This is a genomic window from Streptococcus pneumoniae, from assembly GCA_040719455.1.
Taxonomy (GTDB): Bacteria; Bacillota; Bacilli; order Lactobacillales; family Streptococcaceae; genus Streptococcus; species Streptococcus pneumoniae_G.
On the sequence record JBFDTN010000001.1, the window covers coordinates 794476 to 808133 of the forward strand.

Below are 13658 nucleotides of genomic sequence, written 5' to 3' on the forward strand. Positions count from 1 at the left end.
TTCCCTATCCCTCTATATTTCCTTTACTCTTCTCTAACGAATATTGACTATTATCCGCAGATAAATCCACGTTATTGGCTAAGCGAATCCCCCTCCATTTTTCCAAATGAAATAAGGGATTCACAACTAACCAATACAATTTTCGTTTCCATGAAAAATCTCGATCTCTGCAAATTCGTACAGAATCCTTCAAACTATCTTTAAATACTGTCACCCATACAGTCACTAAAGAGATCCGATTCGTTGTACCACTATTTACGCGAATATTGTATGTTTCATCAAAAATTCTTTTTTTATAATCTGACAAAAGAACATCATTAGAATGTTCTACAATCGCTTTAGCGTTATAAACTTTAATGTAGCCTGCATCTACAATATCTTTTCCATACTCGTAATCTTCAGAATAAGCTACCTGACGATAACCAATCTGATTAACCAAAAATTCACGAGGAGCAGCTGAGCACACATCGCTATAAAAAGACTCTTTGGTATATGTTCCTTTTAATGCCTCATCCGATCGTGTCCAAAAAGTTAGAGCATCTTCAACTCCCTGCTCACGAAATACTGCTTCAATATCATATTTCATCGCTGGAAAACAGCTTAAACGAGGTTTCTGACGTGCGACAACTCCTGCTATATTAGGATTTAACGCAAAGGGAGCAACCATCTCGTTCAACCAATTTTCATTATAAGGAACTGCATCTTGGCTCAAATAAACCATGATTTCTCCCGAAGAAATTTCTGCTGCCATTTGGCGCGTTCCTCCGTGAGAATAGTCTTCTTTTGCAATTCTCTTTAGTTGAAGATTGCCATATTTCTCAGCAAATCGCTCAATGATTTGCACAGAGTTATCTCGAGAACCTGAATCTGTGATCAATACATCCCAGTCAAAATCTGTTTTTTGTCGATAGAGTGCTTCTAAAGTCTCTTCTAAATGATCATGTTCTCCATTATACACAGGAATAAAGACAGTCGCTTTATTTTCTTTACCCATGAGTCACCTCACGCAAAATAATCTCTTCTACTTTCTTATAACTCTCTTCCCATGATGTACCTTGATATTTCTGACTCATTGCTTCAGCATGTTCATTGATATTATCCATTTCTACTACTTGACACAACTTAGCAGCTAAGTCAACAGGATAGGCTTCTGCATAGACAATATCTGTATTTTCAACTAATACCTTCGTATTATTATCTCCTGTATTCATGACTGGTACACAGCCTGCTACTAAGAGTTCAAGTGGAAGAAGAGAAACATTTGTCAGAGAAAGAACTAAGCAAGCAACACTTTCATGATAAATTTCTGCTAATTCTTGTTTATTTAAGATACCTCTATCGGTAAATTCAAATGGAATATCATAATTTGACATGTCTTGTCCAAAAAACTCAATCTCATATTCTGGATGTTTTTCCTTGAAGATTTTCAAAGCCATGACACCCAACTCGAATCCACGACGCTCTGTATGAGCACGAGCATAAAAGGAGATTTTTTTCTTTTTGAACATTTTAGCTTTAGGCTTATACACATCAATATCTGCCCCAAAGTTAAAATAATCTGCTTCCATCCCATATTCTTTGACCCTATCAGGGAGCCAGGCTCCAGCTGTAATGCCATAAAATCCAAATTTGTAAGTAGCTTCTGCTAATTTATAACGAGAACCAACTCCATAAAATATTGGCTCAAAATCTTGAACAAAATAAAATTTATGTAAGTTTTCACCAGTCAAATTAAACACAGCATAGGCCGTTTCCCAACTAGTCGCAAAGACAACATCCTCATCTTGAAAATCTTCCAATTCCTTAACTGGAACATTTAGTTTGTAAGAACGTTCAAAAATATCTTGAGCTTCTTTTGCAGATTGAGGAATCGTATTATTCCTATACACATAAAAAGTCAACCGATGTCCCTGAGATTGTAGATATTGTACAAATCGTGAAATAGTCGTATGACCTCCTCCACCTGGTCCAACAGGAGGGGTCACCCAGGCTATATTCAATCGTTTTTTGTCTAATTTTTCTGGTTTCACATAAGGATGATGAATGTAATCTGCCCTCATTAAATCTTCAAATTGAGGCATAACAGGAATTTCTGACATATTGATTTTTGGTGGCGTAGTTCCTACAACTTGCCCACCATTCTTTAACTTATGACAGATTTTTCTCAAGGTCGCTCTAGTACCTTCATTTTTATACGTTGATAGTATTCTATTCATGTTTATTCGTTTCCTTGTCCTTTATTGAAAAGTTCATGCACTTCATTATTTTCTTCACTTTCTTCCATTTCAAAGATAGAGTGTAAAATCTTGACGCTTTTAACAATGCCAATTCTTTTTCTATTGCGCGATATTTATCCGTTACTATATCTAGTTCATCTGTCCTAGAACGAAGAAAATCCTTTGTTATGCCTAGTTCATCTTCAAGATAATACACTTGATTCCAAAGATTTACTGTATCATTATCTAAACGAACAACAATATCCTTTATAAAGATATTCATGGCTAGTAGATAGGTGATATAGTATGAATCAAAAACTATATCAATTTCCCCATTATCCTCTATATTTTGTAAAATTGAAGGCACAACATATTGAAGAGAGAATTGTTTCTGAAATTTTTCTAAATTCTTTTCTTGAAATTCCTTCGCTTCAGAAAAATGCTTGAGAATATCTTCCGCAATTTCTTTGCTTGTACGTTTTTGTGTTTCAAATCCTCTACCCGAAAAATTGTGATACTCTGCTATTTCAAAATTTTCGTCTGTAAGAAAACCCGGACCAGCAAAATGATCGTACACATAAATCGGTTTTCCCATCACTAGACAATAAGGAATATTCTTACCAATACCAATCACACAATCATATTTAGTTAATAAATCTGGACTAACCAATTCATACTTATCTGTCCACACACCATAATAATCCACCTCAACTTGAAACTCTTTTAATTCATCTTCTAATTCTTTGATTTCTTGAGGGGGGTGATTTGAAATCACTAAAATCTTTTTCAAGTTCGAGTGTGTATGTCTATATTTTTCTTGTATATAGTTAGGAGGAACAGGATTTTGATAGAATTGTAAATTAGGAATTTCTCCGAAAAATCGATGAAGATTATCATCAACAATCTCTTGTGACACAGCTAACGTCGTAGAAGAAATCTTTTCTTCTAATTGATATACAAACGGTTGTTCCAAAACATGTTCTGGTAAGGCAGCCATATGGAAAAATAAAAATTTGGGGGTCTTTACACGTTTTTGTCCCAAATTTTTGATAATAGTAATTGGAAGGATATTCTGTGCAGACCAAATATAATCATAAGAAGTTAAATCAAATGGATAGAAATTATCTGTAATCACAGGAATATTTCTCTGTTCAAACTCTGTTTTCATCGGATCTTTGACAAAAAAAGTGAACACTTCAACTTCTGCACCATTATCTTTAAAAAACGATGCGAGTTCCAATATGTTAATCTCTGCTCCACCAAAACCTCGTAACCAAATATGAGTGATTAAAATTTTCTTGTTCTGAAACATCTTGTACCTCTTGATTATATTAGCTTCACATCTGCTTTCGGTTTCCAATAAATGTTATTCCCCGCTTTTCCTCTATTAATCAATTCAAAATCCGAAATACCGCTAAACATTGCGTACTCTTTCGAACGATCACGAGATTTCACACCAAATTCTGTTAAAAACTTTCCATTCGGAAAAATATTTTGGATTTCAAATGTCAAATGTGCTCGTTGGTCCACCACACTGATTTCTCCATCTACTTCTTCATCCGAAACCCATCGATAAAGCAATTCACCGTTATCTTTATGAATTGTAAATGTTAGTACAGGATCAATAATTTTATGCTCAAAATATATATCAAAATCAAACAGCAGTGTCTCGTCCTTCTGATTTCTGAAATCTGCCTCTACTGAGATTCCATGTATATCAAGTTGTTGTGTACTTTCCGTCTCCACTCCAATACCGTTTAGTACCTTATAAATACGAGAAATTTCCATCGGAGTTCCAATTTCCGTCCGATGACCTTTATCGATCAACATAGCTTTATTGCAAAATCGCTGCACCTGCTCCATAGAATGAGTCACTAAAATGACAGTCTTTTTCTCACGTTTTAATTGTGCAAAATAATCAAAACACTTTCTCTGGAAAGCTTCATCTCCAACTGCTAATACCTCATCCAAAATAAGAATATCACCTTGGGCCTTGATGGCAATTGAAAAAGCTAAACGCACTTGCATTCCACTAGAGTAATTCTTCAATTTTTGATCCATAAATTCTTCTAGCTCTGCAAATTCTACAATATCATCATACATGGCTGCGATTTCTTCCCTAGAAAATCCAAGAAGTGCACCATTCAAATAAACATTTTCACGTCCTGTCAATTCTGGATTAAATCCTACTCCAAGCTCAATAAAAGGAACCAAGGTCCCATTTACAGTCACTTTTCCAGACTCAGGTGTATAGATTTGAGAAATAACCTTTAGAAGCGTTGATTTTCCAGATCCGTTTCGTCCAATAATTCCAAAAAAATCGCCTTTTTCAACTTCAAAAGAAACATCCTCTAAGACATGTTGCTCTTTATAGCCTTTGACTCCTCTAAAGTAATTCACCAAACTCGTACGCAAACTTTGAGTAGACTCTGTTGGTAAACGGAAAGACTTACTCACATGTTCGACTTTTAAAGCAATTTGTTTTTCTGTCATTATAAAATCTCCGCAAATTTCTTAGATTTTCGTTTAAAAAGAACATATCCAAATACAAAGACTGAAATAGATAGCACATAAGGAATGACTAAAAAGATTTTATTTTCAAAGATATCCCATGAAATAGTCGCTCCAGAATAGACAATAAAATGTCTTAACTCTTGAATAATCTGGGCTAACGGATTCATCATCATCAATTTTGCAATCGTCATATGCCCCCGTTGGATAATATAAGTAAGGGAGTAAATAATCGGTGTCGAATACATCCCTGCTTGCAAAATAACTTCCCAGATCGGTCCAATATCACGATACTTCACAAAAAATGTTGCTAGAATAAATGCAATTCCCGTAGCAAATAAGGACAATTCCAAAAAGAGAGGAATAATCACCAATACTTGGAAGGTTGGCACTACTCCATTGATTAAGGCAAACACAAATACAACCAATAAGTTGATTGAGTAATTAATGGCAGCGTTGACAATGGAAGAGAAGACAATAATCTCTTTTGGAAAATTAATCTTTCTCAGTAAGTCACCGCGAGAGGCAATTGATAACATCCCCATATTTGTCGCTTCTGTAAAAAAGTTCCACGTCACCATCCCCAATAGCAAACTAACAGCGTAATGAGGCGTTCCATCATCAAAGCGCAGAAAGCGTACAAATACAAGATACATAATGGTAAAGAGCAAAAGGGGTTTTAAAATCGACCATAAATGACCAATTAAACTTCCTTGATAACGAAGCTTGAAATCCGTTTTAACCATTTCTTTTAATAAAATCATATTTTTTTTATGAAACAAATTCATCATTTACTCCTTATAGGCAAATTTTGTCAGAATTAAGCTAGTAAAGACTAGGGTATGAAAGCCCTTGTTTTTTCGATAACCGTAGGTGCGAATACGCTTGAGACGTTCCACAAAGGGCACTTCCATAATGGTCACAAAGTTCTCGACCAACTCCCTATCCTTGGTAGTTAGAGGAAGCGCCAAGAGATTTTTCGCCTGCCGTTGACTATCCTGAATCAATTTCCAGTATTTGGCAAATAGCACATGGGGGCGAACCCAGTTCTGCATGCGTTTTTTAAGCGTGCGCGCTCCTAAAACATTGGATTCGTGCTGACGATAAAGCTCTGTCGGCTCATCGATATAGACGAGATTGCCAAGACTTGACGCGACAAGCGCCAAATACCAATCGTGCATGAGCAAGTCATATTTTTCTTGACCCGTCCAAAGTTCAGCCAAGGCATGATTGATCATGGCTACACCACCTGTGACTGTATTTTCCGTCAACTCCTGTACTAATTGAGTATTAGCATGGTCTGACTGAGTACGGATCATACTTTCAGATATGACTGTCAAATCTTGTCCCACCACTTTCAAGTCGGTGTAGACGAGTAAGGGCTTCTCTTTCGGATATACTTTTGCTGCAGCAAGCTGGATTGCTAATTTCTTCTCTAGCCAAACATCATCCTGGTCACTAAAGAAATAATAATCTGCAACTTCATGTTGCAAAAGGGCATGAAAACTTCCAATCACTCCGAGATTTGTCGTATCTTCAGGATTGATGAAACGAATCCGCTCATCTTTTTGGCAATAATCTGTGATGATTTTCCGTGTCTCATCGCTTGATCCATCATCGCGAATCAGCAAAGTCCAATCACGAAAGGTTTGCTGACAAATACTATCAAGCTGCTCCTTTAAAAATCGCTCACCATTATAGGTGGACATCAAAATATTGACTTTCATTGTAAAAATAAGTCCTCGTATTGCCCAACAATCCTATCCCATGTGTAGGTTTGTTGGATATGTTTTTTAGCACATTGCCCTATCTCTGTAAAATCCTGCTTCTCGTCTACTTTATCAATCAAGCCAGCCAAATCCTGCTCTTTTTTGCTCCAATAATAAGCGGTATCTTCTGCCACATAGCGGTTGAAATTAACATCTAGTACCAAGTTCATATCTGTCTGCGCCAAAGCTTCAAGAAGACTAGGATTCGTGCCTCCAACCTCATGCCCATGAAGATAAGCAAAAGCATGATTGCGTAAGTATTTCAACAATTCTTGATCATAGACTGTTCCGACAAACTTCACTCGACTATCCTTATCAAAACCTGTCTGTTGACGGAGCGTTTCAAAATAAGGATTTCCCTCGTGATTGCAGACAATGATTAAATCTCTCTCGGTTGATGACTTCATGAATTCCCGTAAAATCTGCTCATAGTTATTTTCAGGAACAAAGCGCCCTACGATAAGATAGTACCCTTTTTCTTGACTATTCCATTTCTTGAAAAATGCTCGTACGCTCGGATGATTTTTGTCAAGTGTTGAAAGGTTTGTATCAGTCCCATAAGCAATAAACTGGGTAGGTGCCCAAGGATAACATTCCTTGATATAATCCTCAATTCCGATATTATCGGAAATCACCAAATCAGCATGCTTAGTCATCATTTTCTCAGAATATTTCAGATAAGCTTGAACTGGACGTGACCATTTACTTCGTTTCCACTCTAGCCCATCAGGATTGATAAAGAGTTTACCACCTACCGCATGAATTTTCTTCGCAAAAGAAGCGATAAAAGCACCAATGGTATTTCCTAGGATATAAAAAATCGGATGCTCAATCTTCTCCTTTTTAATCAAGGAGAGTGCATAGCGAATCGCCATCATATCATAAGCAATCACGCGCGCAGGTCCAAGCTTAGGAGGATTGATCGTAAAACAATCCGCACCCTTATAAGTCGTATGCTGTTCTGCACTCTCATCACTCAAGCACGCCACATGATACTGGATATTTGGAGATGCCTGATGAGTGACTAATTTTTCTACAAAGGTTTCAAAACCACCATATTTTGCTGGAAGTCCACGACTTCCAATCACAAAAACATGTTTCATTCTCTTCCTCGATTCAAGATTTTACAATCCATTCTATTATACCACTTTATCCAGTATTTGCCTAATAAAACTAGAAAGAGCCAGCGAAAGCTAGCTCTTAATTCTTATTTTTTCTCTTGGCGGTAAAATTCCTTCAAAGCATCTTGCCAGGTCGGAATGACAAAACCTGTTTCTTTTGCCTTTTGCAAGCTCATCGTTGAGTTAAATGGGCGTTTTGCTTTAGCTGGGAATTGGCTTGAATCAACTGGCAATACCTTGGTATCGGTATCTTTCAAAATCTCTGTCGCAAAGTCGAACCAAGTGGTGTCTTCTTTAGCATCGTTTGATAAATGATAGTAGCCAAATGCCTGCTTGGTATCGACTAGGTGAACCATAAATTCTGCCAAGGTACGTGTCCAAGTAGGACGGCCATGCTGGTCATTGACAACGGTCAAGGTGTCACGAGTTTGGGCAAGATTTTGCATGGTAAAGACGAAGTTTTTCCCATAGTTTCCAAATACCCAAGCCGTACGGACTGTATAGAACTTGCTAGCATATTTCTCAACTGCTTCTTCACCCAAGCGCTTGGTGCGACCGTATTCAGATTGAGGATCTGGCTGGTCATCAACCTGCCATTCTTGACCGACTGGCAAATCTCCGTTAAAGACGTAGTCTGTCGAGATGTAGACTAGGGTTGCGCCGTACTGCTCAGCAGCTTTTGCGATATTTTCAGAACCTGTCACGTTAATGGCATAGTTCAATTCTTTTCCTTCATCTTCTGCCATATCCACGGCTGTATAAGCTGCGCAGTGATAAACGACACTCGGCTTTACTTCCTCAAAAAATGCTGCTACTTTTTCAGCATTGGTAATATCCATTTCTGCCACATCTGCTGCGACATACTCGACACCACGCTCATCCAAAAGATGACGTAACTCTGTTCCTAATTGACCATTACTACCTGTAATTAAAATCATGTTGTACTCCCTTTAAGCTACTTTTTATTTTTACAATACATTACTGAAAACAATTTCATTAAATGAAAAATTTCAAAACAACGGAAAATAATTAGTATTCCTTTTATATTCCACCTCTCATCAGCAACTTTCTTAGATAAAGGTGATAAATTTGAATATAAATCATTTTCCCTTATCCAATGATTTATTTTTCTATATTGTTCAAGAAAATCAGTAGGCGCTGATTCTCGTCCACCGTCTAGTAGCCAATAAACAGTAAATTTACGAATGAAAAATTTCAGTAAGTCTATTTCATAAAATTGTTTCGGGATACGTTTCTTAATTTCATCTAAAAAAGAACAGATATCTAATTCCTTAGAAAAACCTTTATTGAGGGTGTTTGAGGCACTCTGTTCATTATCAAGCCAATAATAGCCTATATAGGGAATTGAGAGAATTTTTTTTGTTCTTGAATAGATATCTAGGTTAAATAAAACATCTTCTCCTAATGAAAAATCAGGAAATACAATAGATTCCTCATCTAAGAACTGTTTTCTAAATATTCTCCCCCACGGTACAATTACTTTATACTTAGACCAAGGTCCACCTTGTAATTTTTGAGAAAACAAAATATCCCCTTGACTATTTACTCTATGGCACCCACTGATTACTACATCCATCTTATGATTATATGCAGGAAGAAGTAAATTTTCTATATAATCTTTTGCAACATAATCATCACTATCTACAAATGTAATATATTCACCTTCTGCAACAGATAGCCCTAAATTTCTAGCAGATGCTACACCACTATTCTCTTGAGTCAATACTTTTACTATATCCGGATAATTTTGTGCATACCTATTTAGAATATCTAAGGATTTATCCTTAGACCCGTCATTAACCGCAATAATTTCTATATTTTTATATGTTTGCTGTAACAAAGATTCAAAACAAACTTTAAGGTACCGTTCAGCGTTATATACTGGAATAATAATACTTACTTTCTGATTCATTCACTCATTTGCTCCTTTCGTGTAATAAAAATATAAATAGCAATCAAAGATAGTAACCAAGAAATCATTGACAATAGAAAACTATAGGAAGCTCCTAAAATACCATAAATAGATACTAGAGAATCAGAAATTAACGCTGAAACAACAAAAGCAAAAATATGAGCTAATACTAGCCAATGCTGTTTCCTTAATACAGTTATAATATTATCAAATACAGATGAAAATGAACTAAATACTCCGCCAATCATTAATATCATAAAAGCTTGTTGATAGGCTTGTAATTTCGTTCCATATACAAAACCTAAAACAGGAATTCCTAAAAAATAACTCATCACTAAAATAAAAATAGAAAAAATTCCTAATACTGCAAAAATACGATTTTTTAAAGAATTGTAAGCAATCATATTTCTCTTACTATAGTGTAGTGCCATTTCTGTGATCAAAGGACGTAAAAACAACATCGTCAAGTTCAGTACAAACACAGGCATAAATAAAATATTAAATAATTTTTGACTACCTTCTGCTACCTGTCCCGTCTCCAATAACTTATCCAAAGAATATTTAGGTTGATTATATATGTATACTAATAAAAAACCATTTAAAAATAAAGGGATATTTTCTTGTAATAAATCTTTTACTCTACTAAGTGACTGACCTTTTATACAAATAGTTTCAAAGAATCTGATTTTTAGAAGATCAAATGACAAAATGCAAGTAATTGATACTATACATACTATTACTAGAGATAGTATGAGATTCCTTGTCATATAAGTTACTAGGGTAAAAGACAGAAAAATCATAGCATTTCTATACACCAAAGACTTAGAAGCGATATCCAATCTTTGCTTTTGTTGAAATAACCCCTGAAATACATCAGATAAAGCATCGGTTAGTCGATAGAGACAAATTATTAGGATAATTACAGCTTTATACCCCTCATATCCTTTAATCCAAATATAGATACATACCGCTATGGCCATCCCTAAACAACTTAAAAGTCTAGCAACAAAATACTCATTAAATGTATATTTAGGTTGCATATCCGTTGATTGGAAATTCCGAACCTGAAACAATCCTATCACAACGAATAAATTCCCAATAGCATAAGCAATGCTAAAGATATCTGCTTCAAAATCAGTCAAGGTTCGCGATACAACCAATAATAGTAAAACAGAAATCGCAGCGGTCGATAGACTACCTAGAATATTCCACAGAAATATCTTTTGAGGAGACGGAGTAGTTTCACTCATCATGAGATTGCAACTCCTTATCTATCAATGCTATTTTTTGACTAAGTTGTTTAATTTTATGGGCATGACTTGACACAATATTTGTTAAGGAAAAGATAATTCCCAAACTCAAGCACAATCCTACAAAAAACAGAAGATTTGTCGGTGAGTAAATCCCAACCAAAGCAGATATATAATCTAAAATCTGAGGAAACCAAACTAAGAATAATAAGGCAAGCGATAAAAGAAACCAAGATAAGGCATAGCGGATATTTAATTGGTGTTTCCTAATAAGCTGTAACATCCACATCAAAAAAAGAACAATAATCACAGATATGAACATACGCGCTGTAAGACTAAGCATGCTCTCTCCCCCTTAATTTTACAATCAAAATAGCTAGACTAACCTTAAACATGTAGTAAATAGATTTTCTCAATGAAATAGAAGAGACTCCTCCTTGCCTTTCTTTCATAATCACAGGAATTTCTTTAATCATATAATGATTATGCAGGACATCTACCACCGTCTCTGGTTCTGGATAATCTTGAGGATAATTTATTGCAAATTTTTCAATGAGGGCTCTATTGACCATTCTCAATCCAGATGTAGCATCTGTAATCGTTTTCCCTGTCAATAATTTGATAAGCCTTGTAAAATACCGAATACCGATTCGTCTTGCAAACGATGATTGGAAACCTTCATTTTTGATAAAACGAGAACCGATTACCATATCCACTTGCTCTTCTTTTAATACACTTGCCATTTCTTCTAAAAAAGCAGGATCGTGCTGACCATCCCCATCTACCTGTACTGCAATATCATATTGATATTTTTTAGCATATAGATAGCCAGTCTGCACTGCACCGCCGATCCCTAGGTTAATGGGAAGGTCAACTACATTATAACCATTTTTCTTACAAACTTCTAATGTATTATCTGTTGAGCAGTCATTGATAATCACATAATCAAAATGTGGTGCTTTTTCTTTGATTGCTTGAATCGTATTTTCAATGTTACTACTTTCATTATAAGCTGGTATAATAATCAACTTCTTCACGTTCGTTCATTTCTCCAATACTGTTATTGACTGTTGGTATGCTGACTTTTTTCATAAAATTTCATTAGAAAAGATGCGATAAAGCTAGGCCACATCAACTGATACATATACATATCTTCTTTACTGCGTGTATTATCTGAAATCGTCGCAGTAGTTTCAGAATCTCCATGAATACGATGATACATCAGCTTTTCCGGAATATAAACAAAGCGACCTTGATAGTGCTCATTGATATCATACCAAGCATACCAATCCAAAGATGTCTTCAAATCTTCACGGAAAGAAAATCCTGATAATTTGGCGCGATTGTAACTAACAGCCGGACAACAAATCGGATTTCCAAGAGCCAATACTCTCTTCTTCCAAAATTTAGAGCTTGGAAAGAGAGACATTGTGCGTAACATCCATGTCTTAATTTTTAAATTGCGATTAGGAGGTACGACTTGTTGATCACGATATTCTGCATAGTCTGAAAAAACAATCGTTGCATCTTTATATTGACGGAATTTTTCTATGATGGACTTTGTATATTCATGCTCATATAGATCATCTTGATGGGCAATGGTTACATACGGCGTGCTCACAAATGACATGGCTTGATTCCAATCACGACCAATACCGCCTCCTTGTCCTGTTTTAAGCAATAATCCATACTTCTGACAAACTTCTTCAACATAAGAATTTGTTTTATGGATATAGACAAAAATTTCTGATGGTACTGTTTGATGAATCAACGATTGGATACACTCTTCTAAAAACGGACTTTCTCCATAAGCTGACACCACAAACGTGTGTTCTAACATCTTCTTCTACCTTTCTTGTTGACTACTCTCTTTAACAATATAAATCGGACGTTTCTTGGTTTCCATAAAGATTTTTCCGATATATTTCCCAAGAATACCGATGCTCAACAGCTGGAATCCTCCTAAAAAGAGAATAATAGACACCATAGATGGCCAACCGGAAGTCGGATCGCCAAAAATCAAGGTTCTGACAATGACAATCCCCATCAAGATAAATGCTAAGAAACAAGCAGTCATCCCTGCAACAAAGGCAATGGTCAACGGAGCATCGGAAAAGTTAACGATTCCCTCCAAAGAATAGCTAAAAAGCTGCCAGAAATTCCAGCTAGTCGTCCCTGCAACACGTTCAACATTTTTGTATTCCAAATAGGTAGTCTTAAAACCAACCCATGCAAAAATTCCTTTTGAGAACCGATTATACTCTGTCACTTCTAAGATGGCATCCACCATGGAGCGTCTCATGAGGCGAAAATCACGGGCACCATCAACCATCTCCACTTGACTGATTCGATTGATGAGTTTATAAAAAAGCTTGGCAAAAAAGCTCCGAATAGGAGGTTCTCCGTCTCGTGTCGTCCGTCTAGTCCCTACACAGTCTAGGTCTAAATCTTCCTCTAGCATAGCCTTCATCTGCACCAGTAGTTCAGGTGGATCTTGCAAATCCACATCCATAACGGTCACTAAATCACCTTTAGCATACTCTAAACCTGCGTAAAGGGCTGCTTCCTTGCCAAAATTTCTCGAAAATGAAAGATAGTGGACATGATGGTGACTGCTACTCAAATCCCGTAAGACTTCAAGCGTCCTATCTCGCGAACCATCATTGATAAAAATGTATTCAATTTCTGTTTGTAGTTGAGCTTTAATCTTCTCGACCTCTGCAAAAAAGAGAGGAATACTTTCCTCCTCGTTAAAACAGGGGATGATGATTGAGAGCATGTGCTTACTCCTTGTCTTAATTGCTTTGATAAATATTAAAGAATGAAACTCTATGAAATTTCTAAAGTTTCACTTTCGT

At 36.1% G+C, this 13658-nt stretch carries 14 protein-coding genes; all 14 read right to left on the minus strand.

Features of this window, described 5'->3' with window-relative positions; translation table 11 throughout:
• Positions 1–4: 4 nt before the first annotated feature.
• A complete protein-coding gene (locus AB1I63_03745) occupies positions 5–994 on the minus strand; it encodes a glycosyltransferase family 2 protein (GenBank protein MEW4354001.1) in 990 nt (329 codons plus the stop codon).
• A complete protein-coding gene (locus AB1I63_03750) occupies positions 987–2216 on the minus strand; it encodes a glycosyltransferase family 1 protein (protein ID MEW4354002.1) in 1230 nt (409 codons plus the stop codon). The genes AB1I63_03745 and AB1I63_03750 overlap by 8 nt, the downstream gene beginning before the upstream one ends.
• The gene (locus AB1I63_03755; GenBank protein MEW4354003.1) at positions 2209–3528 is read right to left on the minus strand and encodes a glycosyltransferase; all 1320 of its coding nucleotides are present in this window, start codon (positions 3526–3528) and stop codon (positions 2209–2211) included. The genes AB1I63_03750 and AB1I63_03755 overlap by 8 nt, the downstream gene beginning before the upstream one ends.
• Positions 3529–3542: 14 nt before the next feature.
• Positions 3543–4709: an ABC transporter ATP-binding protein gene (locus tag AB1I63_03760; GenBank protein MEW4354004.1), complete on the minus strand. Its 1167-nt coding sequence runs from the start codon at positions 4707–4709 to the stop codon at positions 3543–3545.
• Positions 4709–5515 carry an ABC transporter permease gene (locus tag AB1I63_03765; GenBank protein ID MEW4354005.1) on the minus strand — a complete coding sequence of 269 codons (807 nt, stop codon included), beginning with the start codon at positions 5513–5515 and terminating at the stop codon, positions 4709–4711. Before AB1I63_03765 ends, AB1I63_03760 begins: the two co-directional genes overlap by 1 nt.
• 3 nt (positions 5516–5518) lie before the next feature.
• Entirely contained in the window at positions 5519–6454 is a 936-nt protein-coding gene (locus AB1I63_03770) for a glycosyltransferase family 2 protein (GenBank protein ID MEW4354006.1), read from the minus strand.
• Complete coding sequence (cps2T, locus tag AB1I63_03775) at positions 6451–7599, minus strand: beta 1-4 rhamnosyltransferase Cps2T (protein MEW4354007.1); 1149 nt, start codon at positions 7597–7599, stop codon at positions 6451–6453. Before cps2T ends, AB1I63_03770 begins: the two co-directional genes overlap by 4 nt.
• Positions 7600–7703: 104 nt before the next feature.
• Positions 7704–8555, minus strand: a complete 852-nt coding sequence (gene rfbD / locus AB1I63_03780) for a dTDP-4-dehydrorhamnose reductase (GenBank protein MEW4354008.1) — start codon at positions 8553–8555, stop codon at positions 7704–7706.
• A 17-nt stretch (positions 8556–8572) separates the two neighbouring features.
• On the minus strand, positions 8573–9550 hold the full coding sequence (locus tag AB1I63_03785; GenBank protein MEW4354009.1) for a glycosyltransferase: 978 nt from the start codon (positions 9548–9550) through the stop codon (positions 8573–8575).
• Positions 9547–10803: a lipopolysaccharide biosynthesis protein gene (locus tag AB1I63_03790; GenBank protein ID MEW4354010.1), complete on the minus strand. Its 1257-nt coding sequence runs from the start codon at positions 10801–10803 to the stop codon at positions 9547–9549. Before AB1I63_03790 ends, AB1I63_03785 begins: the two co-directional genes overlap by 4 nt.
• The gene (locus AB1I63_03795; protein MEW4354011.1) at positions 10793–11143 is read right to left on the minus strand and encodes a DUF2304 domain-containing protein; all 351 of its coding nucleotides are present in this window, start codon (positions 11141–11143) and stop codon (positions 10793–10795) included. The genes AB1I63_03790 and AB1I63_03795 overlap by 11 nt, the downstream gene beginning before the upstream one ends.
• Positions 11136–11837, minus strand: coding sequence for a glycosyltransferase family 2 protein (locus AB1I63_03800; GenBank protein ID MEW4354012.1), 702 nt, complete (start codon positions 11835–11837; stop codon positions 11136–11138). Before AB1I63_03800 ends, AB1I63_03795 begins: the two co-directional genes overlap by 8 nt.
• A 23-nt stretch (positions 11838–11860) precedes the next feature.
• The gene (locus tag AB1I63_03805; protein ID MEW4354013.1) at positions 11861–12640 is read right to left on the minus strand and encodes a glycosyltransferase; all 780 of its coding nucleotides are present in this window, start codon (positions 12638–12640) and stop codon (positions 11861–11863) included.
• A 6-nt stretch (positions 12641–12646) separates the two neighbouring features.
• Positions 12647–13579, minus strand: a complete 933-nt coding sequence (locus AB1I63_03810; GenBank protein MEW4354014.1) for a glycosyltransferase family 2 protein — start codon at positions 13577–13579, stop codon at positions 12647–12649.
• Positions 13580–13658: the final 79 nt, after the last annotated feature.

What these genes read in the sequence shown, in the direction of transcription:
- AB1I63_03745 (MEW4354001.1), bottom strand. Translation starts at nt 994, where the DNA reads ATGGGTAAAGAAAATAAAGCGACTGTCTTTATTCCTGTGTATAATGGA.
- AB1I63_03750 (MEW4354002.1), bottom strand. Translation starts at nt 2,216, where the DNA reads ATGAATAGAATACTATCAACGTATAAAAATGAAGGTACTAGAGCGACC.
- AB1I63_03755 (MEW4354003.1), bottom strand. Translation starts at nt 3,528, where the DNA reads ATGTTTCAGAACAAGAAAATTTTAATCACTCATATTTGGTTACGAGGT.
- AB1I63_03760 (MEW4354004.1), bottom strand. Translation starts at nt 4,709, where the DNA reads ATGACAGAAAAACAAATTGCTTTAAAAGTCGAACATGTGAGTAAGTCT.
- AB1I63_03765 (MEW4354005.1), bottom strand. Translation starts at nt 5,515, where the DNA reads ATGAATTTGTTTCATAAAAAAAATATGATTTTATTAAAAGAAATGGTT.
- AB1I63_03770 (MEW4354006.1), bottom strand. Translation starts at nt 6,454, where the DNA reads ATGAAAGTCAATATTTTGATGTCCACCTATAATGGTGAGCGATTTTTA.
- cps2T (MEW4354007.1), bottom strand. Translation starts at nt 7,599, where the DNA reads ATGAAACATGTTTTTGTGATTGGAAGTCGTGGACTTCCAGCAAAATAT.
- rfbD (MEW4354008.1), bottom strand. Translation starts at nt 8,555, where the DNA reads ATGATTTTAATTACAGGTAGTAATGGTCAATTAGGAACAGAGTTACGT.
- AB1I63_03785 (MEW4354009.1), bottom strand. Translation starts at nt 9,550, where the DNA reads ATGAATCAGAAAGTAAGTATTATTATTCCAGTATATAACGCTGAACGG.
- AB1I63_03790 (MEW4354010.1), bottom strand. Translation starts at nt 10,803, where the DNA reads ATGATGAGTGAAACTACTCCGTCTCCTCAAAAGATATTTCTGTGGAAT.
- AB1I63_03795 (MEW4354011.1), bottom strand. Translation starts at nt 11,143, where the DNA reads ATGCTTAGTCTTACAGCGCGTATGTTCATATCTGTGATTATTGTTCTT.
- AB1I63_03805 (MEW4354013.1), bottom strand. Translation starts at nt 12,640, where the DNA reads ATGTTAGAACACACGTTTGTGGTGTCAGCTTATGGAGAAAGTCCGTTT.
- AB1I63_03810 (MEW4354014.1), bottom strand. Translation starts at nt 13,579, where the DNA reads ATGCTCTCAATCATCATCCCCTGTTTTAACGAGGAGGAAAGTATTCCT.